Annotated in this window: 28 protein-coding genes; 22 read left to right on the top strand and 6 right to left on the bottom strand. The window is 62.2% G+C overall.

The features are described from left to right. Nucleotides 1-284 precede the first annotated feature (284 nt). Nucleotides 285-818, top strand: a complete 534-nt coding sequence (locus GRB96_RS08835; protein ID WP_338074020.1) for an SOS response-associated peptidase — start codon at nt 285-287, stop codon at nt 816-818. Then, complete coding sequence (locus GRB96_RS08830; protein WP_161431799.1) at nt 815-1,390, top strand: META domain-containing protein; 576 nt, start codon at nt 815-817, stop codon at nt 1,388-1,390. The genes GRB96_RS08835 and GRB96_RS08830 overlap by 4 nt, the downstream gene beginning before the upstream one ends. Nucleotides 1,391-1,513: 123 nt before the next feature. Here the strand turns inward: GRB96_RS08830 and GRB96_RS08825 are convergent, their stop codons facing one another. The 5 genes from GRB96_RS08825 to GRB96_RS08805 form a co-directional block, all read right to left on the bottom strand. Then, nucleotides 1,514-2,239: an anaerobic ribonucleoside-triphosphate reductase activating protein gene (locus GRB96_RS08825; protein ID WP_161431798.1), complete on the bottom strand. Its 726-nt coding sequence runs from the start codon at nt 2,237-2,239 to the stop codon at nt 1,514-1,516. A 57-nt stretch (nt 2,240-2,296) separates the two neighbouring features. Then, the gene (gene nrdD, locus GRB96_RS15870; protein WP_161431797.1) at nt 2,297-2,458 is read right to left on the bottom strand and encodes an anaerobic ribonucleoside-triphosphate reductase; all 162 of its coding nucleotides are present in this window, start codon (nt 2,456-2,458) and stop codon (nt 2,297-2,299) included. A gap of 48 nt (nt 2,459-2,506) precedes the next feature. Further along, nucleotides 2,507-4,231 (bottom strand): ribonucleoside triphosphate reductase, encoded by a 1,725-nt coding sequence (locus GRB96_RS08815; protein ID WP_161431796.1) that lies wholly within the window; start codon nt 4,229-4,231, stop codon nt 2,507-2,509. Nucleotides 4,232-4,605: 374 nt separating this feature from the next. After that, nucleotides 4,606-5,886 (bottom strand): Y-family DNA polymerase, encoded by a 1,281-nt coding sequence (locus GRB96_RS08810; RefSeq protein WP_161431795.1) that lies wholly within the window; start codon nt 5,884-5,886, stop codon nt 4,606-4,608. 2 nt (nt 5,887-5,888) lie between these two features. Continuing rightward, nucleotides 5,889-6,329 carry a LexA family protein gene (locus GRB96_RS08805; RefSeq protein WP_161431794.1) on the bottom strand — a complete coding sequence of 147 codons (441 nt, stop codon included), beginning with the start codon at nt 6,327-6,329 and terminating at the stop codon, nt 5,889-5,891. Between the two features lie 325 nt (nt 6,330-6,654). On the opposite strand from GRB96_RS08805, the gene GRB96_RS08800 reads away from it, so the two are divergent. Together GRB96_RS08800 and GRB96_RS08795 are read left to right on the top strand one after the other, a co-directional pair. Next, nucleotides 6,655-7,665: a hypothetical protein gene (locus tag GRB96_RS08800; RefSeq protein WP_161431793.1), complete on the top strand. Its 1,011-nt coding sequence runs from the start codon at nt 6,655-6,657 to the stop codon at nt 7,663-7,665. Next, entirely contained in the window at nt 7,662-8,717 is a 1,056-nt protein-coding gene (locus tag GRB96_RS08795; protein WP_161431792.1) for a DUF262 domain-containing protein, read from the top strand. The genes GRB96_RS08800 and GRB96_RS08795 overlap by 4 nt, the downstream gene beginning before the upstream one ends. A gap of 162 nt (nt 8,718-8,879) precedes the next feature. Here GRB96_RS08795 and GRB96_RS08790 read toward each other — a convergent pair whose 3' ends face one another. Next, on the bottom strand, nt 8,880-9,254 hold the full coding sequence (locus tag GRB96_RS08790; protein WP_161431791.1) for a histone-like nucleoid-structuring protein, MvaT/MvaU family: 375 nt from the start codon (nt 9,252-9,254) through the stop codon (nt 8,880-8,882). Between the two features lie 275 nt (nt 9,255-9,529). Between GRB96_RS08790 and GRB96_RS08785 the strand changes: the two genes are divergently transcribed. From GRB96_RS08785 to phnP, 18 genes are all read left to right on the top strand, one after another. Next, entirely contained in the window at nt 9,530-10,465 is a 936-nt protein-coding gene (locus tag GRB96_RS08785) for a LysR family transcriptional regulator (protein WP_161431790.1), read from the top strand. A 106-nt stretch (nt 10,466-10,571) separates the two neighbouring features. Further along, nucleotides 10,572-11,633 carry a TRAP transporter substrate-binding protein gene (locus GRB96_RS08780; protein ID WP_161431789.1) on the top strand — a complete coding sequence of 354 codons (1,062 nt, stop codon included), beginning with the start codon at nt 10,572-10,574 and terminating at the stop codon, nt 11,631-11,633. A gap of 72 nt (nt 11,634-11,705) precedes the next feature. Beyond that, the gene (locus GRB96_RS08775) at nt 11,706-12,212 is read left to right on the top strand and encodes a TRAP transporter small permease (protein ID WP_161431788.1); all 507 of its coding nucleotides are present in this window, start codon (nt 11,706-11,708) and stop codon (nt 12,210-12,212) included. Next, entirely contained in the window at nt 12,209-13,486 is a 1,278-nt protein-coding gene (locus GRB96_RS08770; protein ID WP_161431787.1) for a TRAP transporter large permease, read from the top strand. The genes GRB96_RS08775 and GRB96_RS08770 overlap by 4 nt, the downstream gene beginning before the upstream one ends. Before the next feature lie 4 nt (nt 13,487-13,490). Then, entirely contained in the window at nt 13,491-14,249 is a 759-nt protein-coding gene (locus GRB96_RS08765) for a M15 family metallopeptidase (protein ID WP_161431786.1), read from the top strand. 884 nt (nt 14,250-15,133) lie between these two features. After that, a complete protein-coding gene (phnC, locus tag GRB96_RS08760; protein WP_161431785.1) occupies nt 15,134-15,961 on the top strand; it encodes a phosphonate ABC transporter ATP-binding protein in 828 nt (275 codons plus the stop codon). A 51-nt stretch (nt 15,962-16,012) separates the two neighbouring features. Further along, on the top strand, nt 16,013-17,038 hold the full coding sequence (gene phnD, locus GRB96_RS08755; RefSeq protein WP_161431784.1) for a phosphonate ABC transporter substrate-binding protein: 1,026 nt from the start codon (nt 16,013-16,015) through the stop codon (nt 17,036-17,038). Nucleotides 17,039-17,101: 63 nt separating this feature from the next. Then, complete coding sequence (gene phnE, locus GRB96_RS08750; RefSeq protein ID WP_161431783.1) at nt 17,102-17,887, top strand: phosphonate ABC transporter, permease protein PhnE; 786 nt, start codon at nt 17,102-17,104, stop codon at nt 17,885-17,887. A gap of 23 nt (nt 17,888-17,910) precedes the next feature. Continuing rightward, nucleotides 17,911-18,654 (top strand): phosphonate metabolism transcriptional regulator PhnF, encoded by a 744-nt coding sequence (gene phnF / locus GRB96_RS08745; protein ID WP_161431782.1) that lies wholly within the window; start codon nt 17,911-17,913, stop codon nt 18,652-18,654. Then, the gene (gene phnG, locus GRB96_RS08740) at nt 18,651-19,106 is read left to right on the top strand and encodes a phosphonate C-P lyase system protein PhnG (protein ID WP_161431781.1); all 456 of its coding nucleotides are present in this window, start codon (nt 18,651-18,653) and stop codon (nt 19,104-19,106) included. Before phnF ends, phnG begins: the two co-directional genes overlap by 4 nt. Before the next feature lie 2 nt (nt 19,107-19,108). Then, complete coding sequence (gene phnH / locus GRB96_RS08735; protein WP_161431780.1) at nt 19,109-19,744, top strand: phosphonate C-P lyase system protein PhnH; 636 nt, start codon at nt 19,109-19,111, stop codon at nt 19,742-19,744. Then, a complete protein-coding gene (locus GRB96_RS08730; RefSeq protein ID WP_161431779.1) occupies nt 19,729-20,883 on the top strand; it encodes a carbon-phosphorus lyase complex subunit in 1,155 nt (384 codons plus the stop codon). The genes phnH and GRB96_RS08730 overlap by 16 nt, the downstream gene beginning before the upstream one ends. Continuing rightward, complete coding sequence (locus GRB96_RS08725; protein ID WP_023004489.1) at nt 20,880-21,734, top strand: alpha-D-ribose 1-methylphosphonate 5-phosphate C-P-lyase PhnJ; 855 nt, start codon at nt 20,880-20,882, stop codon at nt 21,732-21,734. The genes GRB96_RS08730 and GRB96_RS08725 overlap by 4 nt, the downstream gene beginning before the upstream one ends. After that, the gene (phnK, locus tag GRB96_RS08720) at nt 21,731-22,519 is read left to right on the top strand and encodes a phosphonate C-P lyase system protein PhnK (RefSeq protein WP_161431778.1); all 789 of its coding nucleotides are present in this window, start codon (nt 21,731-21,733) and stop codon (nt 22,517-22,519) included. The genes GRB96_RS08725 and phnK overlap by 4 nt, the downstream gene beginning before the upstream one ends. A gap of 11 nt (nt 22,520-22,530) precedes the next feature. Beyond that, on the top strand, nt 22,531-23,280 hold the full coding sequence (gene phnL, locus GRB96_RS08715) for a phosphonate C-P lyase system protein PhnL (RefSeq protein ID WP_161431777.1): 750 nt from the start codon (nt 22,531-22,533) through the stop codon (nt 23,278-23,280). Then, the gene (locus GRB96_RS08710) at nt 23,277-24,425 is read left to right on the top strand and encodes an alpha-D-ribose 1-methylphosphonate 5-triphosphate diphosphatase (RefSeq protein WP_161431776.1); all 1,149 of its coding nucleotides are present in this window, start codon (nt 23,277-23,279) and stop codon (nt 24,423-24,425) included. Before phnL ends, GRB96_RS08710 begins: the two co-directional genes overlap by 4 nt. After that, nucleotides 24,425-24,967, top strand: a complete 543-nt coding sequence (phnN, locus tag GRB96_RS08705) for a ribose 1,5-bisphosphokinase (RefSeq protein WP_161431775.1) — start codon at nt 24,425-24,427, stop codon at nt 24,965-24,967. Before GRB96_RS08710 ends, phnN begins: the two co-directional genes overlap by 1 nt. Further along, the gene (phnP, locus tag GRB96_RS08700) at nt 24,964-25,743 is read left to right on the top strand and encodes a phosphonate metabolism protein PhnP (protein ID WP_161431774.1); all 780 of its coding nucleotides are present in this window, start codon (nt 24,964-24,966) and stop codon (nt 25,741-25,743) included. The genes phnN and phnP overlap by 4 nt, the downstream gene beginning before the upstream one ends. The last annotated feature ends 57 nt before the right edge of the window (nt 25,744-25,800 follow it).

Here is a 25,800-nt window from a genome sequence, read left to right as displayed (position 1 = left end):
TACATTTGTAGAGCGCCCGCGAGAACAGGGAGCCTACCCGCTAAGGGCAAGGCTTCTCGAGTTGCCCATGGACGCAGAAGCCGCATTGCTTAAACTGAAGCGAACTACACGACATTCTAAATCGCAGATCATCGCGAGCCTTCTGCTGAAAGAGGTGTGATTATGTGCGGTCGCTTCGCCCTCTACTCCGACTTCCCCAGCCTGGCGCGCTCGCTGAAGCTGCCGCTGGCCGAGGCTGCGCTGATGCCTCGGTACAACGTCGCGCCGGGACCTGGATTTCGGCGGTGCGCCCGCATGACGACAGCGGCCAGCTGAGCCTCGATGCGCTGTGGTGGGGCTACCGGCCTCACTGGGCGGATGACAAGGCCCCGCAGCCCATCAACGCCACCGTCGAGAAGGTTGCCACCTCACCTTACTTCCGCGGTGCCTTCGCCCATCACCGCTGCCTGGTGCCGGCAGACGGCTGGTACGAGTGGCTGGCAGTGGACGGTCGCAAGCAGCCCCACTACCTGACCCGCGGTGACGGCGAGCCGCTGTGGTTCGCCGGAATCTGGACCGAGCGCCCGGACGGCAAGTCCGGCTGCGCCATCCCCACCGAGCCTGCCCGCGGCGTTGCCAAGGTAATCCACCCGCACATGCCACTGATCCTGGATCAACAGAGCCTGGAGCCCTGGCTCGATCCCGACCTGACCGACCGCGAGACGATCCGCCACCTGGTTCACCACCTTCCTCACGATCGGCTGACCCACTGGCCGGTAAGCCCGAGGGTCAACAAGCCGGTAGACGATGATCCGGCGCTGATCAAGGCGGAGCGATGAAGCATGATCGTGTGCAGGCGGTGGGCACATTCGGCGGCTCGCTATTTCATCACAAGACTCGGAACCTTATGCCGTGGGATGGTCTGATAATCCTCATGAATGGCAATGGAGTGACCACGATGAAACAGAAGTATTCGCTTGCGGCACTGCTGGTCGGCACCCTGGCTCTTGCCGGGTGTGCCGGGTTTGATGCGACCTCGGGTGGTGATACTGCCAATGAGCCCCTGGAGAATACCTACTGGAAGCTGGTGACGGTGGGTGAGCGCCAGGCGGTGACCATTGATGAGGCGCGCGAGGCTCATCTGGTGCTGCATGCCGATGACGCCCGCCTGGCAGGCTCCACCGGTTGCAACCGCATGATGGGTGACTATGAACGCGACGGCGATCGGTTAACTTTCGGTCAGCTTGCTACCACCATGATGGCCTGCCCTGGCGAAGTGATGGAGCTCGAACGAGAATTTCTCGATGCGCTCGGCGACATCACCAACTGGCAGGTTGAGGGCGAAAACTTGACGCTCGTCGGTGAAGAGGGCGAGGCACTTGCCCGCTTCGAGGCGGTGCATCTTCAATGAGCTGAAGTGGCTCCCGCCACTCGGGCCAGATGCCAAGGTGTTTTCAGTCTAGGTGTTTAGCCCCTAGGTGTAATTGTCCATGGTACGAACCATTGGCCGAGAAGAATCCATGGCTCAAATACTTCATAAACGCAGTTCCAGATGCCGGAAGGCGGGCTGCAGGCGCTCCACGAGCGCCTGCAGATGGGCAGTCGAGGGCGCCCGCGTCACTGGGCGGGCATAGGTCTCGTCAAGGCACTGCCCCGTGCGTGCGACCTGGATGGCATAGTGCTCCACGCCTTGTGAGGCGAGGTCCAATGCCAGGCCGTCCAGGTCTTCCAGATCGAGGTCGCGCCAGTGGACCGTGGTGCGACATTCGAATGTGATGCCACTCGCCAGCAGCTGGGCCAGGCTCTCCTGATGGGCGGCGCCCATGCCGGCTCGACCGGCGATGGCGTCGAACTGCGTGGCAGGTCCCTTCACGTCCAGCCCCACCCAGTCGAGATAGGGCAGCATCGCCGACAGGCGCCGGGGATAGACGCCGGCGGTATGCAGCCCGACCTTGAAACCCAGGGCGCGAACCCGCGCGGCGGCCAGCGGCAAGTCGGCGTGCAATGTGGGCTCGCCGCCGCTGAACACCACTCCTTCGAGCAGGCCCCGGCGCGTATCCAGGAAGGCCTCGATCTTCTCCCACTCATCGGGTTTGGCCCTTCTCGGTTCGAGCATTTGCGGGTTGTGACAGTAGCCACATCGCAGGGGACAGCCCTGCAGGAAGATCACGCTGGCCAGGTGGTCGGGGTAATCCAGGGTGGTCATGGGGGTCAGGCCAGCCACGGGCAGCTGCGGCCGGCTTAGTTCGGGATCAGTCATTGGTACTTTCCAGGCAGGCGCCCCGGGCTAGACGGGGCGCCAGGGGTGGCGATGGCGTTATGCGGGGGCGGTCGACTCGCTGAAGTGCCGACGCTCGCGGTGCTCAGCCTGCTTGCCGTGGTTGAACTGGCTGACCGGGCGGTGATAGCCCATTACCCGGGTCCAGACCTCGCAGCGCTGGCGCTGTTCGGTGGGCAGGGTCTCGACGGTATGGCGCATGAGATGCTCCTTTTTCATGGTTGTCGGGTGTGACGAGGGAGAAGTACCTCAGGCCGTGGCATCGGTCACTGAGGCGTGCTGTGCCAGAAGTGCCTCGTCGCACTTCGGGCAGAACTCGTGTTCGCCGGCCAGGTAGCCGTGCACCGGGCAGATCGAGAAGGTCGGTGTCACGGTCAGGTAGGGCAGGCGGAAGCGGGACAGCGCGGTGTGCACCAGCTGCTTGCAGGCCCTGGCAGAGGAGAGCTTCTCGCGCATGTAGAGGTGCAGCACGGTTCCGCCGGTATAGCGGGTTTGCAGCGGGTCCTGGTGAAGGAGGGCCTCGAAGGGATCATCGGTGTGGCCCACCGGTAGCTGACTGGAGTTGGTGTAGTAGGGTGCCTGCGGTGTGCCGGCTTGGAGGATGCCGGGGAAGCGCTTGAGGTCCTCCTTGGCGAAGCGGTAGGTGGTTCCCTCGGCGGGGGTCGCCTCCAGGTTGTAGAGGTGGCCGGTGGCCTCCTGGAACGCCCGCATCCGCTCGCGGACATGCTCAAGCAGTTCCAGGGCGAGCTGCTGCCCCTCGGGGTCGGCGATATCGAACCGGTCCTCGAAGAAGTTGCGGACCATTTCGTTGAGCCCGTTCACGCCCAGCGTGGAGAAGTGGTTGCGCAGGGTCCCCAGGTAACGCCGGCTGTAGGGATAGAGGCCGTCGTCCATCCACCGCTGGATGCAGTCGCGCTTGATCTCCAGGCTGTCGCGACCCAGTTCGAGCAGCCGGTCCAGCTCGGCGTGGAGCCCCGCCTGGTCGCCGGCGAAGCGATGCCCCAGGCGCGCGCAGTTGATCGTCACCACGCCCAGAGAACCGGTCTGCTCGGCGCTGCCGAACAGGCCGTTGCCGCGCTTGAGCAGCTCGCTGAGGTCGAGCTGCAGCCGGCAACACATGGAGCGCACCATGTGGGGTTCCAGGTCCGAGTTGAGGAAGTTCTGGAAGTACGGCAGCCCATACTTGGCGGTCAGCGCGAAGAGCCGCTCGGCGTTGTCGCTCTCCCAGTCGAAGTCATGGGTGATGTTGTAGGTGGGGATAGGGAAGGTGAACACCCGCCCCTGGCAATCCCCCGCCTCCATCACCTCCAGGTAGGCGCGGTTGAGCAGGTCCATCTCGGCCTGCAGCTCGCCGTAGGTGAAGGGCTGTTCCTCGCCGCCGATGACCGGGACCTGGTCGCGCAGGTCCGCCGGACAGGTCCAGTCGAAGGTCAGGTTGGTGAACGGCGTCTGGCTGCCCCAGCGTGACGGCACGTTGAGGTTGTAGATGAACTCCTGCACCGCCTGCTTCACCGCCGGATAGTCGAGCCGGTCGCGACGCACGAAGGGCGCCAGGTAGGTATCGAAGGAGCTGAATGCCTGGGCGCCGGCCCACTCGTTCTGCAGGGTGCCGAGAAAGTTGACCATCTGCCCTAGTGCGCTGGAGAGGTGACGGGGCGGGGCGCTCTCCGCCCGGCCCGGCACCCCGTTGAAGCCCTCGACCAGCAGGGTGCGCAGCGACCAGCCAGCGCAGTAGCCGCTGAGCATGTCCAGGTCGTGGATGTGCAGGTCGCCCTCGCGATGGGCCTCACCCACCGCGGCGGGGTAGACCTCGTCGAGCCAGTAGTTGGCGATCAACTTGCCGGAGGCGTTGAGGATCAGCCCGCCCAGGGAGAAGCCCTGGTTGGCGTTGGCATTGACGCGCCAGTCGGCACGCTGCAGGTATTCGTTGACCGTCGATGCCACGCTGACGGTGCCGGACTGCAGGCTTCCCATGGAGTACCCCTTCATTGTGCGTGTCACTATATGTGGTGAATTATATATCCATATACACCATATGTTGTGCCAGTGAAGGGTAGGCGCCCTACAGCCACGACGAAATGACCCAGGTCAGGAAAAGGGGATCCTGGTTGCTGCTCGTCCTGCCGGTGGCGATGTCTCCTAGGTGAGATTCCGGGAACGTGACCGCAGATTCTGGGAAAGAGGCTGAAATCGGTCACGATGAAACGGTATGGCCGGTCACGAACAATTGGAACGGGCGGTCACGACGGCGCGGAATACGCAGCCTGAGCATGCTCGGCCCCAGAGGACTGATCGGCCGCTATGGTGAGGTGTTTAGCGGTGCCGCGGTCGAGATCTGAGGCGCTTCGCTACTTGGCCTTCGCGCTGGGCAGCTCCGGCCAGCGGGTGCTCCACCGTGGCGAGCGATTGGCACAGCGCAGGTGCCAGGCCGCGTTGGGGCTGGGCATCCCAAGCTTGACGGTGCCACGCCCCATGCGCTGGTTGAGGGCATCCAGGGTCGCCATCAGTTTCTCGCTGCGCTCCCGCTCCGCGGCACTCTGATGTGTGTCGAGCAGCGACATCTGCTGACGGTTGGCGTCGATCAGGTCGATCAGCATCACCCCTGCCTTCATGAAGCGGTAGTGGGGCCGATAGATGGCAGCGAAGGCCTGGCTGACGGCGTGCAGGACCTCGCGGCTGTCGTCGGTGGGCCGCGTCAGCTCGACCACGGCTCCCGGCGAATACTGTGGCAGGTCGGGGCGGTGCCGGTTGGTCTTCAGGAAGACGTAGACGGCACGGGCCAGGCTATCCTGGCCACGCAGCTTCTCGGCACCGCGCTGGCCGAACTGGCGCAGTGCTTCGTGGATCTCGGCCCGGTTGTCGGTTAGCTTGCCGAAGGAGCGCGAGGTCATGATGCGCTGGCGGGGCTCGTCGGCGTCATTCATCTCGATGCAGGGAATGCCACGCAACTCCAGAGCGGTGCGCTCCAGGGTCACCGAGAAGCGCCGGCGAATCTCCTTGGGGTCGGCCTGCGCGAGGTCCCAGGCCGAGCGGATCCCCATCAGAGCCAGCCGCTCCACCAGCCGGCGGCCCACACCCCAGATGTCACCCAGCTCGGTATGCCGCAGCAGGTTCTCCATCGCGGTGCTGCCCACCGATAGCACGCATACCCCCCGATAGGCCGGCACCTTCTTGGCTGCCCGGTTGGCCAGCTTGGCCAGGGTCCGTGTGGGGGCCACCCCAACGCTCACCGGAATGCCAGTAAATCGCCGCACTTTGCAGTGAAGCTCCCGGCAGTGGGCCAGCAGCTGGTCATGGCCAAAGCCGTCGAAGCGCACGAACATCTCGTCGATCGAGTAGGGCTCCACCCCGGCAGAGAACTCCTCCAGCACCGACTGAACACGGGCCGACATGTCGCCATACAGCTCGTAGTTGGACGAGAGTAGACGGATGCGCCCCTGTTGCAGCAGCGCCTTCAGCTCGAAGGCCGGGGTGCCCATCTCCACCCCCAGCGCCTTGAGCTCGTTGGAGCGGGCGATCACACAGCCATCGTTGTTCGATAGCACGCCGACCGGTAGCTCCTCCAGCCGGGGCTGAAAGACCCGCTCACAGCTGACGTAGAAGTTGTTGCAGTCGATCAGGCCGATCATGGCTACACCGGGTACTCGTGGATGACCGAACGCACCACTCCCCATACCTGGCAGTCGAGGTCTTCCAGCGGGATCGGCGGATAGGCCGGGTTTGCCGAGCAGAGATAGGGCTGCCGACCCTTCAGCTGGTAGCGCTTCACGGTGATCTCGCCCTCTACGAGCGCCACCAGGATGTGACCTGGCCGGGGCTCGATGGAGCGGTCGATCAGCAGCAGGTCGCCGTCGTGGATGCCGAGGGTGTCCATGCTGTCGCCGGTGACGGTCATGAAGAAGCTGGCCGAAGGGCGCTTCACCAGGCGCTCGTTGAGGTCCAGGGTCCGCCCCTCGTAGTCCTGGGCCGGGCTCGGGAAGCCAGAGATCCCGGCCCGCGTCAGTGCCAGTGGGTGGGGCAGCGCCATGGGCGGAGGTGCCGGGTGCGCGGGGGTGAGTTTGGCGTGCGTCATGGTGGGCTCCCTTTGATACCTGATATTTATACAGTATCAAGCAGGCGGCCTGGCCTGCCAAGCCCATGCACCACGAAGGTCGCGAGCAGGCTCAGCATGATGCTGCTAACCTGACTGAGGGTTAGGCATAGCAAGGGAATGCGAAATGGAATCTCATACTCGCTGTTGTAAAACCACTTTACTGGTTCCGGTGGTATGTCAGCTCACGACCCAAAGCGGCCCTACTGGGATATACGGCTGGGACGTTCATCCCATATCCTAGCGTTTCATGTAATACAGAGATAGAAAACTTAAAAAGCAAGATTTCACGCAAGGTTAGGCTTAAATGAAGGTGATTTTGGTTGCAGGAAACGGGCTCTCTCTCTCGATGCTCTCTGATTTTCCTGAGAGCGAGATTGACCTTTTAAACCTTTTCAGATGTGGTGCGGATGTTCCATGGCCAGCTGACGGAATGCCCGGTTTCTTGAGTTATGAGCATTGTCCAAATTTATGGGCGCTGGGTGCTAGGCCGAATTCAACAAAAGAAGAGTCTTATCAGGTAATCGAGAAAATAATCACTGCTGTTAACGCATGTTGCATGGCTGATCCTGCCACCCTAGATGATGGGATTTATATACGCGCATACAAAGAGCTTGTGGCTTACCTTCGATACTTATTTGTTTATTACGACAATATTTTGTTGGACAAGGGGTACTTTAAAAAAGCTGTTCAATCTTCCGCCATAAGTTTAATTAAGCATGTTGAGGAAAGCGCTAAGGTTGATTCTATTGATATTGTTACATTTAACTATGATGCAATGTTAGAGAGATGCTTGAACGAATTGGAAGTTGAGTTTTCAATTCCTAAAATAGGTGAAAACCATGCGTCAAAGCTTGCCTTGCACAAACCTCACGGATCTATTACTTTCTGCGGCCATACTTCAGTTGATAGTTCAGCCTTTGAAATAAATTATTCGGCGCAGTTTACTGAAGGTGGCCTAGATGATATTTGCGTAAGGTATGATGCGCTGTCTGAAAATTACCCGATGGTTGGGATGTTGCCGCCGGCTGGAGAGTCGGAAAGATATAAGCACCGGTGGATACGAGAGGTTTGGGATAGTGCAATTGAAGCAACAGCTAGCCTTGATTACAATGATTTAGTTATACTGTATGGGTTAAGTTACTGGCACGTGGATAGGAAGGAGGTTGACTATCTACTTGCAAATATATCAAGGCAAGCTAAAGTGGTTTCTGTGAATCCATACCCAAATGAGCAGTTTGATGCGGTTTGTTGCAGCCTCTTTCGATCATATCACTCATACTCTCACCCTAGGTCACTTAGCAAGGTGTTCAAATGACCAGTAAAATGCTTGACCGCCGTACAGCAACATTATCAATTGCTGGGTTCCATGAGCAGAATCAATTATCAAAATTTAATTACGATCCTCCATATCAAAGGAGATCAGTTTGGAGTGACGAAAAGCAAAGCTATTTTATCGACAGTCTGTTGAGGAATTTCCCTATACCGCCTGTTTTTTTGCATCGGAAGATAGATGAAGATACCGGGAAAACTACTTTTGATGTGATTGATGGTAAGCAACGATTGACTGCCATCAGTCGGTTCATTTCTGGAGAGATTTCAGCTTCAAATGAATACGGCAGCGAAGATGAAGATGATATCTTAAGTGGAGTTGCTTTTTCGGATCTTGGGGAAAGGCAAGATTTGAAAAACTACAAAACTTCATTCTGGAAGTATGACCTGCCTATTGAATATATCGATCCTTCAGATGAAGGCTTGATTGAGATGGTTTTTGACCGTCTCAATCGGAATGGTGAGCCTTTGAAGGGCCAAGAACTTAGGAACGCTCAGTTTCATAGCAGTAACATAACGGCAGCTGTTGATGCGCTTTCGGAAAAGCCATTCTGGAAATCGCGACTGGTAGTTACTGATAGAAATCGGATGGAAGATAAAGAGTTTTGTGCCGAATGTCTTTTTTCAGTTTACATGGATGATGTCATAGGGTCAAATCAAAAGATATTGGATGATCTTTACCGTCGTTATTGTGATTCAGACTTTGATGATGCCCTAAGTAGGGCCGAGGATTTAACCTCACAGATAGCTGATGTCGGAATTGATTATGGGCAATATAGGATTACAGGAGTGTCGCATCTTTATGGTATATGGGGGTTAGCGCTCACCTTGGCCAAAGATGGTGACTCAGTATCTAATTATTCCGGCCAACTCGTTCAGTTCTTTACTGAATTGAGAGATAGGTCCATAGAAGATAACGAAATAAAAGCCGAGTATCAAAAGAGCATGAACTCACGAACTAAAGAAAGGTTCATGAGGTTGAAACGTGTCAACTCACTTCTTCAGGCTTGTGGTAGGGACGATTTAGTTACAAGGTAGGTACCTAGCCAGTGCAGGCACGGCTGCGTCCTTTGCGTTGTGCCTGCGGCTCCATTCAAAAGGGCGCCATGCTTCAAGCGTTACATCAGAATTATCTGAACGTCTGCTTCTGGCCGAAAGCAGACTTGCCCACCGGGAATCCGGTGGGCAGGAGTGAGTATCTCAATCTTCAGTTCTTACCAACCAGCTCTCTACGGTGTCGGCACCGTGCTGCTCTTTCCAGGCTTTTAGGGTTTTCTGGTTGCCGCCACGAGTTTCGACTACCTCACCCGTATTCGGGTTCTTGTAGATTTTGAGCTTCCGTTTGGCGCGACCCGTGGTCTTGGTGCTGCTTGATGACTTGTTGGTGGTGGGCGTCGGGTCGAGCAGCTTGATGACGTCGGAAGCCGACTTGTCGAACTCCCGCATCAGAGTCTCAAGATGGTTCTTGAAGTCGAGCTCGGCCTTGAGTCGCTCGTCATTCTTCAGATTGTCCAGCTCTTCCTGAAGCTGCTTGAGCTGCTGTTCTTTCTGCATGTAGGTGTTCAGTAGTGACATGGAGTGATCTCCGGGCTGTGCCCAATCGTTGCTGTCTGTCGTGACCACCATTTCTGGTGGCGGTATGAAAAGTATGCTTTACCTTGATATCTTATTACTTAATGGCTATCCCTTCAATGCAACAGATAGCACGCAGTAGGCATTAACCTAATTTTCTTGGTTTGGAGTCGCTTTATGTCAGGTCATAAAGTTAAATGAGCTGAGGTGGTGGAGTATGGCCTCGGGCAGGGTGGTATCGTGTAGGGCACCCACGATCGAACAGGCGCTTCTCTACCATGTTGAACTCTCGGGCGCTCGCTTATCTCAGCGAAGTGATGCGGCGCGGCTCACTGCGTCAGGCCGCTACCTATCTGAACATCGATGTGGCCGCTATCAGCCGCCAGATCCGTCAATTGGAGGAGGTTGTCGATGCCCAGGTGATGGAGCGTCATGCGGGTGGTGTTCGGCTTACCGAGGCGGGTCGCCTGCTGGTGGAGCACTTCCACGCCCAGCACGATGCCGAATCGGCGGTGATCTCCCGACTGTCGGCGCTGCAAGGCCTGGTGAGTGGCCAGGTCCGTATCGCGGTGGGGGAGGGGTTTATCGCCGACCTGATCTCGGCGCCGATGCAGACCTTCATGACCACCTACCCGGGCATCCAGCTGGAAGTCATCATGGCGGGAGTCAACGAGGCCATGGCGCTGGTTAAGCAGCGTGACGTCGACCTGGCCCTGCTCTATGCACCGCCGGTGGACACTCAGCTGGAATGCCATGTCGAGACACGACAGCCCCTCGATCTGATCGTGCCCGCCGGCCACCCGCTCACCTCAACAGAAGCGCCGGTGACGCTACAGGAGCTCAGCGACTGGCCCATCGGGCTGATGGACAGCCCCTTCGGGATGCGCCAGATGGTGGACGCCGTGGCACACCAGGAGCGTCTGGCCATCACCCCCCGCCTGCATACCAACTCCGTGGCGGTGCTCAAGAACTTCGTACGCTCGGGGATCGGCATCACCTTCATGCCCGAGCTGACGGTCGCCGAGGAGATCCGCCAGGGTGACATCGCCGTTCTGCCGATGGCCTATCCGGTCCTCAGCGAGGCCCGTGCGCAGATCGTGAGCCTGGCTGGGCGCGAGCTTACCGTGGCAGCCAGTGCCTGCCTCGACCACCTTCGTCGGGGGATGCGTTTCTTCAACTCTGATGCCCCGCGATTGCTTGAGAGTAGGTGTTGATAAAATATCAAAGCAATCAGGTTTGAATAGTCAACGCGTCAACGCCTAGTCTGCTGATATACCGGCGTCGCCGGGTCTTCACCAACAACAAGCCATGGAGATCAGCATGACCCTGTCTACTCGCAAGCCTCTCACCTCTCGTATTGGTCGTTCCTTAGCCGGTGCACCGCTTCTGACGGCCTGTCTCGCCGCTGCCTTTGCCGGCAATGCCCAGGCCGCCACCACCGTCAACATCGGCTATAACGGCGCGCCGGATCCCGAGAAAAATGCCGTGCACGTCTTCGCCACCAACCTGAAGCAACTGGTCGAGGACAAGACCGAGGGTGAGATCGAGCTGAAGCTCTATGCCAACAGCCAGCTGGGCGAAGAGCAGGAGCGCATGGAGCAGGTAATGAACACCCCCAGTCTCAACATCGCCTCCTTTGCTGGCATGTCGCCGGTGGTGCCAGAGATCTTCGTCAGCGCGATTCCCTTCCTGTTCGACGACTTCGAATCGGCGCGCACCTTCTTCGACGAGGGCCAGTACTGGCAGGCGGTGGAAGACGCGCTGCGTGAGCGTACCGGCCTGGAGCTGCTCGCCGTGGTGGAGGAGGGCGGTTTCCTGGCCTTCACCAACGATGAGCGCCCGATCTCTTCACCCGAGGACTTCGAGGGTTTGCGCTTCCGCGCCATGGACCCCAGCCAGGTCGCCCTCTACGAGGCCTTCGGCGCCTCCGGCACCCCGATCCCGTGGACCGAGGTCTACATGGCGCTACGCACCGGGGTTGCCGATGGCCAGATGAACCCGCCTATGTACATCATCCTCGGCAGCCTCTATGAGGTGCAGGACTACCTCACCCTGGCCAATATCCAGTACTCGGACCAATTCCTGGTCGGCAACGGCGCGATGATCGATGGATGGGATGAGGAGATGCGTGGCGCCTTCCTGGAGGCCGTCGAGGAGGCCAACCAGATGGCACGTGAACACAACGCGGCTCAGGTGGACGAGCGTATCGCCTTCCTCGAAGAGCAGGGCATGGAAATCATCCGGCCGTCTCAGGATGAGTTGGATGAGTTTCGTGAGCTGGGCCAGCCTGCCTACCTGGAGTGGCTAGGCGAGCGTGACATAGAGCCGCGCTTCATCGAGATGGCACTCGAAGACGCCGGCATGACCCACCTGACCGAGTAATCATCACCATCCCACGGGGCAGGCCACCGCGCCTGCCCAGATTCTCATACCGCGACAACTCCGGAATCCTTCATGTCATCCCTGAACGCTCGCGTGCTGGGGGCCAGCCGCCGTGTGTCTTTGTCCGTGGCCAGCACACTGCTGCTGATCGACCTGGCCATCATCCTGTATGGCGTCTTCATGCGCTATCTCGCCGGCGGGGCGCCCATCTGGACGGATGAGCTGGCCCGCTACCTGATCATCGGCAGCGTCCTGCTGGCCGCCGGAGCCGTGTGGGTCGAGGGTGGCCATATGCGAGTGGCGCTGATCGAGCGGCTGCTGCCGGTGTCACTGCGACGCCTGCTCAACCTCTACCAATGGCTGCTTACCCTCGCTATCGCCATTGCCGCGGCGATCTTCAGCTATCGCTATGCGCAGTCGGTCTCCATGTTCACCAGCCAGGGGCTGGGGATCAGCCGCACGGTGCCGATGATGGCGATGCCAATCGGCTTTGCGCTGCTGGCCTGGCAGGCGCTCTGGTACGGGCCGGCTCCCCTCAAGGAACTCTCGGAGATGGCGGAGACGGAGGAAGCGTCATGACCCTGACCATGCTCGCTGTCTTCCTGGTGCACGTGCTGCTGGGCCTACCGTTGTTCGTGTCCCTGCTGGCCACCTCGCTGGTTGGCTTTCTGTTCGTCGACCCCAGCATGATTCCGCGCATGCTGCCCCAGCAGTTCTTTGGCGGCATCAATGCTTTCTCGCTGATGGCCATCCCGCTGTTCATCCTGGCCGGCAACCTGATGAATGTGACTCGCCTCACCGATCGCCTGATGGCCTTCGCCAAGCTGCTGGTGGGCCATCTGCGCGGGGGCATGGGACACGTCAACGTGGTGTCCAGTGTGTTCTTCGCCGGGGTCAACGGCTCGGCGGTCGCCGATACCTCGGCGCTGGGCTCGCTGCTGGTCCCCCCGATGCGCAAGGAAGGCTACTCCACGGCCTTCGCTGCCGGGCTCACCGCCGGCAGCTCGCTGATCGGGCCGATCATTCCGCCGAGCATCTTCATGATTCTCTATGCCTCGCTGACCAACACCTCGGTGGGCGACCTCTTCCTCGCGGGGGTGATCCCTGGGCTACTGCTGGGCGTAGCCTTCATGGGCATGAACGCCTGGTATGCCTGGCGCGTCGGGATGGAGAAGCGAGGCGGGCTGCCCAGCGCACGGGAACTGCTGGTCACTGCGGTGGGGGCACTCCCGGCATTAGTGGCACCTTTCATCATCGTGGCGGGTATCGTGCTGGGGTTCGTCACGCCGACCGAGTCCGGCGCCCTGACCGCTCTGTATGTGGCGCTGTGTGGTGCCGCACTTGGCAACCTACGCCTGGCCGACCTGTGGAAGGCCATCGTCGATACCACGCGTCTCACCTCGGCCATCTTCCTGATCATGGCGGCCTCGGCCACCATCAGCTGGCTGCTCTCCTACGCCCAGGTGCCCAACCAGTTCGTCGAGCTGCTGGCTCCCTACATCGAACAGCCGGTGGTGATCCTGCTGATGCTGAGCCTGATCACCTTCGTCACCGGCATGTTCATGGAGGAGGTTTCGGCGCTGATGCTGCTGACGCCGATCTTCTCCCCGGTGGCGATGATGGCCGGGATCGACCCGGTGCACTTGGGCATCATCATCACCCTCAACATCACCATCGCCTTGATCACCCCGCCCATGGGTGCCTGCGTGTTCGTTGCCGCTGCGGTCAGCCGCCTGGAGATCGTGTCGCTGTTTCGGACCATCTGGCCATTCGTACTGACGGCGGTTCTGGTGCTGTTGCTCCTGATCCTGTTCCCGGGGCTGACGCTCTGGCTCCCCACACTGCTTGGATAGTGCAATGACGGATTCCCTTTCTCAGCTGACTGCCACCCCGATCGTCGAGAGGCCCGAGCCGGACTGGCCGGTGCTGAGCCGGATCCCCATACAGGGCAGCGACGAGCCGCTGGTGCCGCTAAGCCTCGCGCCGGCGCCGATCAAGGTATTCCCCGTGTATGCAAAGCAGAGCGTGCCGGGGGCGGTGAACGAATGCTACGTTCGGGAAGGGGTGTATCGCCGTCTGCTCAGGGTGGCGCGTTCGCTGCCCGAGGGAATGGGTCTGATCATCCTCGACGGCTGGCGACCCTGGCGAGTGCAGCAGTACCTGTTTGACACCCTCCAGGAGGCGATTCGCGCCCACCACCCGGAGCTCGACCAGGAAGCGCTGCTGGCCCGCACCCGGGAGTTCGTCTCGGTCCCCAGCCGGGAACCGGAGGCCCCCAGCCCCCACCTGACCGGTGGGGCGGTGGATGTCACGCTGAGCGATGCCGATGGGTTACCGCTCAACATGGGCACGCTCTTCGATGAGGCCGTACCGGCTTCGCACACTGCCTACTTCGAGAACCGTGAAGCTCTGTCGGAGACTCAGCGGCAGGTACGCGACAACCGCCGTCTGCTCTACGCGGTGATGTACGAGGCGGGATTCACAAACCTGCCCAGCGAGTGGTGGCACTATGACTCCGGTGACCAACTCTGGGCTCATTACGGGCAGCACGAACGGGCGATCTATGGCCCAGCCGAGCTGGCAACGGTCGAAAGCCGGTGGAGGAGGCAGCTGTAGGTAATTGTCAGTCACCGTGTAGTTGACATTCTTTTTTGGTCTTGTTTAGCTAGTTTCGGTAGAGCATCAAAGGCCATTTATTATGGGTTTGACCTGCCATACACTGTGAACCTATCGTAAGCGGGGATTGTCGAACTAATGTTACGTGCCCCCGCAGACGCGGGGATGGTCGAACCAACGTGACGTGCGCCCGCAGACGCGGGGATGATCGAACCAACGTGACGTGCGCCCGCAGACGCGGGGATGATCGAACCAATGTGACATACACCCGCAGATGCGGGGATGGTCGAACCAATGTGACATGCGCCCGCAGATGCGGGGATGGTCGAACCAATGTGACATGCGCCCGCAGACGCGGGGATGGTCGAACCAGCTGACGCGCGCCCGCAAACGCGGGGACGATTGAACTAAGCGCTATATTCTTAGCGAAGTTGGTTGATCAAATTGCAGTGTATCCCGCGGTAGTGGGATAAGAAGCCGAACCTTTTTGGTACTGCCAATTGGGTTCGGCTTTTTCATGGCTTATCGGAACTCTTGTGCCCAAATTTCCACATAATGTTGGTTATGATGAATTTAGCTGGAGCTCGGCTCGGGGCCTGGCCTACTGCTCAAGATTCTACTTTACGACCTCCCATCTACCAGATGGCGAGCGATTCAGTGCCACCTGCTCTTGAATACTGTCTTCCGTGACACTTTGCCGTCATTGTAATTACGGTTCCATGACCCTCCTTCTCTAACTCATTGATTCTTCCAAGCTGCTCTTCTTTTCTTAGTGAGTCTCCCCCCGTCTACGGTGACGCACTGTCACGAGATCATCATTGTCTAGACAACTGCCGTTAACCTGACACCGCGACACTGATGCCATTCCCAAGAGGAGAGGCGTCATGTCGATTCACAGCATCCTGGTCGATCGGGTCAGCAAGACCTTCGGCCAGCACCCGGTTCTTCGCGAGGTCGGCTTTTCCGTATCTCCCGGCGAAATGGTTGCCCTGGTGGGCCCGTCGGGCTCCGGCAAGTCCACCTTGATGCGCCACATGGCCGGGCTCACCCGCGCCAACCGTGATAGCCACAGCCGCATCGAGGTACTCGGTCGCGACATCCAGAGCGCTGGCCGCCTCACTCGCCGCACCCGCGCCGAGCGCTGCCGTACCGGTTACATCTTCCAGCAGTTCAACCTCGTCGGCCGCCTGAGCGTGCTTACCAATGTGCTGATCGGCCGTCTGGGCAGCATGCCGCGTGGCCGCTCCTTGCTGGGTCGCTTCACCGCCGAGGAAACCGATCAGGCTCTGCGGGCACTGGCCCGCGTTGGCATCGATTCCCTGGCCCATCAGCGCGCCAACACCCTTTCCGGCGGCCAGATGCAGCGTGTGGCCATCGCCCGCGTCCTCATGCAGGACGCCGACATCATCCTCGCCGATGAGCCCATTGCCTCACTGGACCCGCGTAGCTCCCGCGAAGTGATGGAGATCCTGGCCCGTATCAACGCCGAGGACGGTCGCACCGTGCTGGTCACCCTGCATCAGGTGGAAGTGGCTCGCCGCTTCTGCCCGCGAACCATCGCGCTGAAGGAGGGCCGCCTCTACTTCGATGGACCCACCAGCGACCTTACCGATGCTCGCCTCGAGGCGCTTTATGCCAATGCCGGCCTGGATGAGCTGCGTGCCAAGCCGGCTCCCCAAGACATCGGCAATGCCATCGGTGCTTTGGGGTAACACCCAGCCCAACCACTTGACGCTTACTCGACATCCCAAGGAGACCTACCCATGTCCCGCTTCCCGTTTCGTCGTTTCGCACTGCCGCTGGTCGCCGGCGCCAGCCTGTTCGCCAGTCAGCTGACCCTGGCCGCCGAGACTCTCAACTTCGGCATCATCTCCACCGAGTCCAGCCAGAACCAGGCTGATCAGTGGCAGCCCTTCCTGGATGACATGTCCCGCGAACTTGGCCGTGAGATTAAGCCCTTCTTCGCCACCGACTACGCCGCCGTTATCCAGGCGATGCGCTTCGACAAGGTCGACCTGGCCTGGTACGGCAATAAGTCTGCCATGGAAGCCGTGGACCGCGCCGGCGGCGAGATCTTCGCCCAGACCGTTGCTGCCGATGGCTCGCCGGGTTACTGGAGCCTGCTGATCACTCACCGCGACAGTGACGTGGAAAGTGTAGAGGACATGCTGAGCCGTGCTGACGAGCTGATCTTCGGCAATGGCGACCCCAACTCCACCTCCGGTTATCTGGTGCCGAGCTACTACGTCTTCGCGAAGAACGGCGTCGATGCCTCCACCGCCTTCAAGCGCACCATGAATTCCAGCCATGAGACCAACGCGCTGTCCGTGGCCAATCAGCAGGTCGATGTGGCCACCTTCAACACCGAAGGTATGGAGCGTCTAGAAATCACTAACCCTGAGAAGGCCGAGCAGCTCAAGGTGATCTGGAAGTCGCCGCTGATCCCTTCCGATCCACTGGTCTGGCGTACGAACCTTCCGGAAGAGCTGAAGGCGGAGCTCCGTGAGTTCTTCTACGCCTACGGCGAGACCGAGGCTCAGCGCGAGATCCTAGAGCCGCTGCAGTGGGCACGTTTCGATGAATCCAGTAACGACCAGCTGCTGCCGATTCGCCAGTTGGAGTTATTCAAGGAGCGCGCTCAGGTCGCTAATGACGACAGCCTCTCCACCGAGGCGCGCGAAGCCCAGCTGGCCGAGCTGGATGCCCAGCTCGACGCCCTCAACCAGCGCATGGACGAACTCCAGGCCAGCGCCGACGACGCGCCGGCCACGGCCATGACCAGCCAGTAACCCACGACAGTCTAGCGACATCACGAGGGGCCATGACGGCCCCTCATCGGGAGTCACTTCAACATGCAACATGCCACCTTGGATGCTCAGCTGCCGCGACGCCGCTGGAGCACGCTGATCGGCTGGGGCGTCACCCTGGCAGTGCTCAGCTGGGCCTGGCAGGGCGCCGAAATGCAGCCGGGCCAGCTGGTCGCCAATGCCGACAACATGGCCGAGCTCGCCGGCGACTTCATGCCGCCGAGCCTGGGCAATCTGGGCCATTACATCGACCAGATGCTGGTCACCATCCAGATCGCGATTTGGGGCACGCTCCTCGCGGTGATCTGCGCGGTGCCCTGCAGCCTGCTCTCGTCCGAGAATCTCGCCCCCTGGTGGGTCCATCAACCCATGCGCCGCCTGATGGATGCCTGTCGCGCCATCAACGAACTGGTCTTCGCCATGCTCTTCGTGGTGGCAGTGGGCCTGGGGCCTTTCGCCGGCACCCTGGCGCTTTTCATCCATACCACTGGCGTGCTGTCGAAGCTCTTTTCCGAGGCCGTGGAGGCCAGTGATGCCGGCCCCATGGAAGGCGTTCGCGTGACCGGTTCCGGGCGTATCGAAGAGATCATCTTCGGACTGGTTCCCCAGGTGCTGCCGCTGTGGATCTCGGTGAGCCTCTACCGCTTCGAGTCCAACATCCGCTCGGCCACCGTGCTGGGGATGGTCGGTGGTGGCGGCATTGGTGTCGCGCTGTGGGAAACCATGCGTGGTTTCCAGTACACCGAGACCGCCACCATCTTGCTGGTGATCATCGTCGCCGTGACGCTGCTCGACATGATCTCGCAACAGGTTCGCAAGCGCTTCATCTGAAGCGCTTCTTTTCAGGAGCCGACATGTCTAGACAAGCGCTTCGCGAGCCCCGCTACCAGGCACTGGCCGACACCCTGGCCCAGGAGGTACGTACGCACTTCCAGCCCGGCGAATGGCTTCCGGGCGAGACCCACCTGGCCAGGCGTTTCGGCGTCAACCGCCACACCGTGCGCCGGGCGCTCGACGAGCTGGTACGGGCGGGGCTCGTCACCCGCCATCAGGGCCTCGGTACCCTGGTCGTCGACCGCCGACTCGACTACGCGGTGAGTGCCGCCAGCAAGGTCACTCACCATCTGGCCGAGCGGGGCATCGCCTCGCGCACCGAGTGCCTGCACCAGGCGCTGACGCCAGCACCCGAAGGTGTCGCCGTGCGTTTCGGCCTGGCCGCCGACTCACATTTGATCGCCGTGGATACCCTGCGCTGGGTGGACGATGCGCCTCTCATGCGCCTGCGCCACTGGTTCGACCCCGAGCGCGTTCCTGGTTGGCTTGAGCGCTATCGCGGTGGGTCCACTAGGGCCCTGCTTGATCAGCACTATGGCTTGCGACTGCACCGCAAGCGCGTGCGCATCGAGGCCAGCAGCGCCGATCGCGAGGATCAACGCCTGCTTTGCTGTGCCCATCAGGCGCCGCTGCTCCAGCTGACCAGCGACAACGTGGATGCCGACGGCAGCCTGGTCGAGGTCTCGATCAGCCGCGCCCGGGCCGACCGGCTCGCCTATCACATCGATTTCCCTGACTCACCGACTGACGAGGTGTCTGCATGACCTCTGCACGACGTCAGCGCATTCTCGCGCTGACCCCCCGTGAGCGCCTGGCCGAGCAATGGGCACGGTTGGGCATTACCCCCGACTACCGCTGCGTGCGTGGCCCCGAGGTAGGTATGGCCATGGTGCGCGGCCGCATGGGCGGCACCGGCAACGCCTTCAACCTGGGCGAGATGACTCTGACCCGGGCCAGCGTCCAGCTCATGAATGACGGTGTGGCTACCGACGCCGACACGGAGCTGGGCCATGGCTGGGTGAAGGGGCGTGACACTCGTCATGCCGAGCTCATTGCCGTGGTGGATGCCTGTGCCAAGCGCCGTGAATGGCAGGCCGACATCGAGGAGGGGCTGGTGGCTCCGCTGGAGCAAGCGCTTGACGCCGAACGCCATGAACAGGCCCAACGCGCCGCGGCGACCCGGGTCGATTTCTTCACCATGGTCAGGGGAGAGTAACCATGCGCTGGAACGCCTTCGACACTCCGGTGCACGACAGCCAGCGGGTCTATCGCCAGCTACTCTCGGCGATGGCCGAGCCCGGCACCTTCGCCCAGGTGAGCGGTGCACCGCTGGCGCCGCCTGGCGCCGCCATCGGCACCGCCTGCTGGGCTACGCTGCTGACCCTGTGCGATCTCGACACCCGGGTCTGGGTGTCCCCCGAGCTCAATGCCGCCGGCCTTGGCGAGGCCCTGACCTTCCACACCGGCGCGCGGCAGACCGATCGTCCCGAAGAGGCCGACTTCGCCCTGGTTATTCCCGCCACCCTGGAAGGGAGTGCTGAGTGTGAGGCTCCCGCCTTCCAGGAAGGCAGCGACACCTATCCGGACCGCAGCACCACCCTGTTGGTAGTGCTCGACTGCCTGGATGCTGCGGGACCGTGGACCCTGAGTGGCCCCGGCATTCCCGGTCGACGGCGACTGGATGTGGGGCAGGGTGGTGAGGCGCTGATGATGCGGCTCGCCGCCAATCGCGCCCGTTTCCCGCGCGGGCTCGACGCCATCCTCACCTGCGGCACCCGACTTGCCGCCGTCCCCCGCAGCACCCGTATTATCCGTTCTGCTTCAGAGGAGGTCGACGTATGTATGTCGCCGTGAAGGGGGGCGAGCAGGCCATCGCCAACGCCCACCGTTGGCTTGCCGATCGCCGCCGTGGCCCTCGCGATACGCCGGAGCTTGAAGTGCCCCAGGTCGAGGGGCAGCTGCGCCTGGCCGTATCACGGGTGATGGCCGAAGCCTCACTCTATGATCCCGAGCTCGCCGCACTTGCCATCAAGCAGGCCAGCGGTGACATGGTCGAGGCGGTCTTCCTGCTGCGCGCCTACCGCACCACGCTGCCGCGCCTGGCCGAGACAGTGCCGCTGGACACCGCCGCGATGCGCATCGAACGTCGTATCAGTGCCACCTACAAGGACATTCCGGGTGGTCAGGTACTGGGGCCGACCTACGACTATACCCACCGCCTGCTGGACTTCCTGCAGCTGGCCAACGCCGAGGTGGCGCCGCCGGCGGAGGCTGAAGAGACCCTGGCTGATTGCCCCCAGGTGCTGGAGATGCTCGACGCCGAGGGGCTGATCGAGCGCGAGGAGGATGACGGCGCCGAGCCCTACGACATCACCCGTGATCCTCCCGACTTCCCGGTGGACCGCGCTACCCGTTTGCAGATGCTGGCTCGCGGCGACGAGGGCTACCTGCTGGCACTCGGTTACTCCACTCAGCGAGGTTATGGCCGCAACCACCCCTTCGCCGGCGAGATTCGCCTGGGCACCGTGGAGGTCGAGATCGTTGTCGAGGAGTGCGATGCGCCGTTGTGTATCGGCGAGATCGAGATCAGCGAGTGCCAGATGATCAACCAGTTTGGCGGCTCGCGGGAGACCGCGCCCCAGTTCACCCGCGGCTACGGCCTGGCCTTCGGTCACAACGAGCGCAAGACCATGGCCATGGCGCTGGTCGATCGCGCACTGCGAGCCGAGGAGCTGGGAGAGACGGCCACCGGCCCCGCCCAGCAGGCGGAGTTCGTGCTCGCCCACGCCGACAGTGTCGAGGCGGCGGGTTTCGTCTCCCACCTGAAGTTGCCGCATTACGTCGACTTCCAGTCAGAGCTGGAACTGCTGCGACGGCTGCGCCGCGAGCACACCACGCGCATCGAAGCTGCCGGCAGCGACGTCGACACCCCGGCCGATAACGTCACCCCACGTGCCTCTCACAACGACCCGGTCAAGGAGCAGCAAGCATGACGGCGAGCGACCCCACCGCCAGCGGCTACAACTTCGCCTACCTGGACGAACAGACCAAGCGCATGATCCGTCGCGGCCTGCTCAAGGCGGTGGCGATCCCCGGCTATCAGGTGCCCTTCGGCGGGCGCGAGATGCCGATGCCCTATGGCTGGGGCACCGGTGGCATGCAGCTGACCGCCAGCGTCCTGGGTCAGGACGACGTGCTCAAGGTGATCGACCAGGGCGCCGACGACACCACCAATGCAGTCAGCATCCGCGCCTTCTTTGAGCGTGTGGCCGGTGTCACCACCACCACGGCCACCGGTGAGGCGGACGTGATCCAGACTCGCCACCGCATCCCCGAACAGCCGCTGCGCCAGGGGCAGTTGCTGATCTTCCAAGTGCCGATCCCCGAGCCGCTGCGCTTCATCGAGCCCAGCGAGGAGGAGACCCGGCTGATGCACGCCCTGGAGGAGTACGGGGTCATGCACGTCAAGCTCTACGAGGACATTGCCCGCCACGGCCATATCGCCACCACCTACGCCTATCCGGTCAAGGTGGACGGACGCTACGTCACCGATCCCTCGCCGATCCCCAAGTTCGACAACCCCAAGCTGCACATGAATGAGGCGCTGATGCTGTTCGGCGCCGGCCGCGAGAAGCGTCTCTACGCCATCCCGCCCTACACCCGAGTGGAGAGCCTGGACTTCGAGGACCATCCCTTCGAGGTCCAGGAGTGGGACGACCCCTGTGCCATCTGCGGGGCCCGCGACACCTTCCTCGACGAGGTGATCACCGACGACCGGGGCGGGCGGATGTTCGTCTGCTCCGATACTGACTACTGCCAGTCACGCACCGAGGAGGTGGCATGAAGCGTCCCGACCTTGATCGCGCCACACTGCTCGAAGCGCGCGGCGTCTCCCGGCTCTACGGCCCCGGCAAGGGATGCGAGGCCATCGATATACGCCTGCACCGTGGCGAGGTGCTGGGCATTGTCGGCGAGTCCGGATCCGGCAAGTCGACGCTGTTGCGTCTGCTGGCCGGCATGGAGCGGCCGGATGCCGGCCAGGTGGTCTATCACAGCCACGAGGGCGAGCTCGATCTCTACGCCATCGGTGAGGCCCGCCGCCGGGCCCTGCTGCGCATGGAGTGGGGCCTGGTGCACCAGAACCCCCGCGACGGCCTGCGCCTGGGCGTCTCGGCCGGCGCCAACATCGGCGAGCGCCTGATGGCCCTGGGCGAACGCCACTACGGTCAACTGCGTGCCGCCGGCCAGGATTGGATGGGGCGCGTCGAGCTCGATCCACGGCGTATCGATGACGCCCCGAAGACCTTCTCGGGCGGCATGCAGCAGCGCCTGCAGATCGCCCGCACTCTGGTCACCCGTCCCAACCTGGTGTTCATGGACGAGCCCACCGGGGGCCTGGATGTCTCCGTGCAGGCCCGGTTGCTCGACATGTTGCGCACCCTGGTCCGCGAGCTTGGCCTCTCGGTGATTCTGGTGACCCATGACCTGGCGGTGGCCCGCCTGCTGGCCCATCGCCTGATGGTGATGCGCCGTGGCCAGGTAGTGGAGACCGGCCTGACCGACCAAATCCTCGACGATCCCCAGCACGCCTACACGCAGCTGCTGGTGTCGTCGGTCCTGACCCCGTGAGGAGGCCCGCCATGACATCCCTGACGCAACCCTTTCTCAGCGTCGACGCCCTGCACAAGGCCTTCGTGCTTCACGGCCAGGGCGGTATGACCCTTGAGGTGATGCGCGACCTTTCGCTGACCCTCTCTCCGGGCGAGTGCCTGGTACTCGCCGGGCCCAGCGGCATCGGCAAGAGCACGCTGCTCAAGATGCTCCACGGCAGCTACCGCGTCACTGGCGGCACGCTGCGCCTGCACTTCGAGGACGGTGACCTGTCGCTCGACACGCTGCCCGCCCATGCCTGGCACACCCTGCGCCGCGACGTGATCGGCTATGTCAGCCAGTTCCTGCGCGTGGTGCCGCGGGTGCCGGCGGTGGAGGTGGTGATAGAGCCGCTGCTGGCGCGTGGCGTGGACGAGGCCGAGGCGCGAGTGCGTGCCGAGGCGATGCTGGCCCGCCTCAACCTGCCCGAGCGACTGTGGAGCCTGCCCCCGGGGACCTTCTCCGGCGGCGAGCAGCAGCGGGTCAATATTGCTCGCGGTTTCATCGCCGAGCACCCGCTGCTGCTGCTGGATGAGCCCACCGCCTCGTTGGATGCTGCCAACCGTGAGGTGGTGGTGCAACTGATCCAGGAAGCCAAGGCGCGTGGCGCAGCCCTGCTGGGCATCTTCCACGACGAGGACGTGCGTGATCGCGTCGCCGACCGCCTGCTGCCCCTGTCGCCGCACATGGGGGCGGCCCTTGCCTCCACGCCAGCCAATGCCGAGGAGATTCGCTCATGAGTGCTTCCGAACAGGTGCTGACCAACGCCCGGATGATCCTAGATGACGAGGTATGTCAGGGCTCCCTGGTGATTCGTGATGGACGCATTGCAGCCGTGGATACCGGCCTGAGTGCCATACCCTCTGCGGTGGACTGCGACGGCGACTACCTGATGCCGGGCATGGTCGAGCTGCACACCGACAACATGGAGAAGTACTTCCAGCCCCGCCCCAAGGTGGCCTGGCCGGGACGGCCCGCGGCACTGGCCCATGACGCCCAGATGGCCGCCAGCGGCATCACCACTGTGTTCGATGCACTCTCCATCGGTGACATCGACGAACAGAGCATGCGCGAGGGCGCGCTCAAGCAGATGGTCGGCTCGCTGCAGGCGATCATGGATGACGGCATGGCCCGCATCGACCATCGTCTCCACCTGCGCTGCGAGGTCTGTCAGCCAGCGACCCTGGAGCGCTTCGAGTCCCTGGCCGATTCGCCGCTTCTCGGCCTGGTATCGCTGATGGATCATGCCCCGGGTCAGCGTCAGTTCGTGAGCCTGGATGCCTACCGGACCTACTACCAGGGCAAGCACCGCATGAGCGATGAGGCGCTCGAGGCCTTTATCGAGAAGCAGCTGGCCAACAGCGCCCGCTACAGCAGTACCAACCGTCAGGCCATCGCCGCGGCCTGCCATCGGCGTGGCCTGGCCCTGGCCAGCCATGACGATGCCACCATCGAGCACGTCGCCGAGAGCGTCGAGTATGGCACCCGGGTGGCGGAGTTCCCCACCACGCGCGAGGCGGCCGAGGCCTCCCACCGTCACGGGCTGGCGGTGATGATGGGCGCGCCCAACGTGGTCCGCGGCGGATCTCACTCTGGTAATATCGCCGCAGCGGAGTTGGTATCCCTTGGCGTGCTCGATGTGCTGTCATCGGACTACTACCCGGCGGCGCTGCTGGATGCCGTATTCCGCATTGCCGCCACGGAAGGGGGTTACTCTCTGCCACGGGCCGTGGCCACGGCCACCCGTACGCCGGCGCAGGCGGTGGGTCTGGAGGACCGCGGGCGACTGGCCACAGGCCTTCGGGCCGACCTGCTGCGAGTGCGGGTGGTGGATGATCATCCGCTGGTCCAGCGGGTGTGGTGCGCCGGACGGCAGGTGCACTGATGGGCCGGTTGATCTATCTGGTCGGGGCCAGTGGTGTGGGCAAGGACACGCTGCTGGCTGCTGCACGTCAGCGCTATCCCGAGTGGATTGTCGCCCACCGCTACGTGACACGGGAGAGCGGAGCGTCGGAGAACAGCGTCGCCCTGACACCGGAGGAGTTCCTGGCCAGACAGCGCGCGGGCCTGTTCGCACTGAGCTGGGAGGCCCATGGCCTCTACTATGGCCTGGGCATCGAGCTCGACGCCTGGCTGTCTCGCGATCGTGTGGTGCTGGTCAACGGCAGTCGGCGTGCGTTGCCATCGGCCAGGGCGCGTTTCGGTGCGGCACTGACGCCGGTGGTGATGACCGCCTCGGACGAAGTCCTGCGCGGGCGGTTAAGACGCCGCGGGCGAGAGGACGAGACCGAGATTGAATCCCGACTGGCCCGCCATCGCGAGCTGCGTGATGCGTTGCCGGAGGTGCCGCGCCTGGATAATGGCGGGCCACTGGATGGCACACTGGTGGCCTTGGAGCGGCTGGTCGACGGGGAGGTCATGGCGTGAAGTTTCGCTTCACCGGCACCGGCGACAGCGCCCAGGTGCCTTGCTTCGGCTGTGACTGCCCTGCGTGTGTCCGGGCGCGGGTGATTGCCAGCGCTCGACGCGGGCCCTGCAGCGCCGAGGTCGAGGTCAACGGACATCGCTACCTGCTGGATGCCGGAGAGATGGACCTGGCCGAGCGCTGCCAGCGACATCGCCCCGACGCCATCCTGCTCACCCACTATCACCCCGACCACGTGCAGGGGCTGCTGCATCTGCGCTGGGGGTGTGGCGAGTCGATACCGGTTTATGGCCCCAAGGACTCACAGGGATGTGCCGACCTCTATCGTCATCCCGGGGTGCTCGACTTCCAGGTGCCTCTCAAGCCCTTCAAGCCCTTGTCGCTCCCGTCGCTGACGGTGACGCCGGTCCCGCTCAACCACAGTAAGCCGACGCTGGGCTACTGCCTGGATGATGGGGGAGGGCGGCTGGCCTACCTGACCGACACCTGTGGCTTGCCGGGCGCGACCGAGCGCTTCCTGCGCGAATGGCAGCCGGACGTGGTGGTGCTGGACTGCGGCTACCCGAGTCGCGTCAGCGAGCCCCGCAACCACAATACCCCGGCGCTTGCCGTGCAGATCATCGAGCGGCTGGCGGTGCCGATGGCCTATCTGACCCACATCAGCCACGAGCTAGACCGGGAGCTGTTCGAGGGGGTGTGCGCTTTGCCGGCCAATGTGCGCGTGGCACACGACGGAGAGGAGGTGAGCCCGTACGTAGCGACGTTAAGCACCGTATGATGCAACGACTTTTGCCCATCCGTAGGTGAGCGTCATCGCAAGTGGGAATGGTGATGA

Origin of the sequence: Halomonas alimentaria (assembly GCF_009902005.1) — a bacterium.
Taxonomy (GTDB): domain Bacteria; phylum Pseudomonadota; class Gammaproteobacteria; order Pseudomonadales; family Halomonadaceae; genus Halomonas; species Halomonas alimentaria.
The sequence above is the reverse complement of the archived record's forward strand: the minus strand, read 5'-3'. Positions and strand labels throughout refer to the sequence as shown.

Coding starts and splice junctions, on each gene's coding strand:
- GRB96_RS08810 (WP_161431795.1), bottom strand. CDS start 5,886: ATGATCGGCCTGATCGACTGCAACAACTTCTACGTCAGCTGTGAGCGG.
- phnD (WP_161431784.1), top strand. CDS start 16,013: ATGTCCCGCTTCCCGTTTCGTCGTTTCGCACTGCCGCTGGTCGCCGGC.
- GRB96_RS08825 (WP_161431798.1), bottom strand. CDS start 2,239: ATGACTGATCCCGAACTAAGCCGGCCGCAGCTGCCCGTGGCTGGCCTG.
- GRB96_RS08830 (WP_161431799.1), top strand. CDS start 815: ATGAAGCATGATCGTGTGCAGGCGGTGGGCACATTCGGCGGCTCGCTA.
- GRB96_RS08790 (WP_161431791.1), bottom strand. CDS start 9,254: ATGTCACTACTGAACACCTACATGCAGAAAGAACAGCAGCTCAAGCAG.
- GRB96_RS08725 (WP_023004489.1), top strand. CDS start 20,880: ATGACGGCGAGCGACCCCACCGCCAGCGGCTACAACTTCGCCTACCTG.
- GRB96_RS08800 (WP_161431793.1), top strand. CDS start 6,655: ATGAAGGTGATTTTGGTTGCAGGAAACGGGCTCTCTCTCTCGATGCTC.
- GRB96_RS08730 (WP_161431779.1), top strand. CDS start 19,729: ATGTATGTCGCCGTGAAGGGGGGCGAGCAGGCCATCGCCAACGCCCAC.
- phnH (WP_161431780.1), top strand. CDS start 19,109: ATGCGCTGGAACGCCTTCGACACTCCGGTGCACGACAGCCAGCGGGTC.
- GRB96_RS08710 (WP_161431776.1), top strand. CDS start 23,277: ATGAGTGCTTCCGAACAGGTGCTGACCAACGCCCGGATGATCCTAGAT.
- GRB96_RS08795 (WP_161431792.1), top strand. CDS start 7,662: ATGACCAGTAAAATGCTTGACCGCCGTACAGCAACATTATCAATTGCT.
- GRB96_RS08785 (WP_161431790.1), top strand. CDS start 9,530: ATGTTGAACTCTCGGGCGCTCGCTTATCTCAGCGAAGTGATGCGGCGC.
- phnG (WP_161431781.1), top strand. CDS start 18,651: ATGACCTCTGCACGACGTCAGCGCATTCTCGCGCTGACCCCCCGTGAG.
- phnE (WP_161431783.1), top strand. CDS start 17,102: ATGCAACATGCCACCTTGGATGCTCAGCTGCCGCGACGCCGCTGGAGC.
- GRB96_RS08765 (WP_161431786.1), top strand. CDS start 13,491: ATGACGGATTCCCTTTCTCAGCTGACTGCCACCCCGATCGTCGAGAGG.
- GRB96_RS08770 (WP_161431787.1), top strand. CDS start 12,209: ATGACCCTGACCATGCTCGCTGTCTTCCTGGTGCACGTGCTGCTGGGC.
- GRB96_RS08780 (WP_161431789.1), top strand. CDS start 10,572: ATGACCCTGTCTACTCGCAAGCCTCTCACCTCTCGTATTGGTCGTTCC.
- phnC (WP_161431785.1), top strand. CDS start 15,134: ATGTCGATTCACAGCATCCTGGTCGATCGGGTCAGCAAGACCTTCGGC.
- GRB96_RS08805 (WP_161431794.1), bottom strand. CDS start 6,329: ATGACGCACGCCAAACTCACCCCCGCGCACCCGGCACCTCCGCCCATG.
- phnN (WP_161431775.1), top strand. CDS start 24,425: ATGGGCCGGTTGATCTATCTGGTCGGGGCCAGTGGTGTGGGCAAGGAC.
- GRB96_RS08775 (WP_161431788.1), top strand. CDS start 11,706: ATGTCATCCCTGAACGCTCGCGTGCTGGGGGCCAGCCGCCGTGTGTCT.
- phnK (WP_161431778.1), top strand. CDS start 21,731: ATGAAGCGTCCCGACCTTGATCGCGCCACACTGCTCGAAGCGCGCGGC.
- nrdD (WP_161431797.1), bottom strand. CDS start 2,458: ATGCGCCATACCGTCGAGACCCTGCCCACCGAACAGCGCCAGCGCTGC.
- GRB96_RS08815 (WP_161431796.1), bottom strand. CDS start 4,231: ATGGGAAGCCTGCAGTCCGGCACCGTCAGCGTGGCATCGACGGTCAAC.
- phnF (WP_161431782.1), top strand. CDS start 17,911: ATGTCTAGACAAGCGCTTCGCGAGCCCCGCTACCAGGCACTGGCCGAC.
- phnL (WP_161431777.1), top strand. CDS start 22,531: ATGACATCCCTGACGCAACCCTTTCTCAGCGTCGACGCCCTGCACAAG.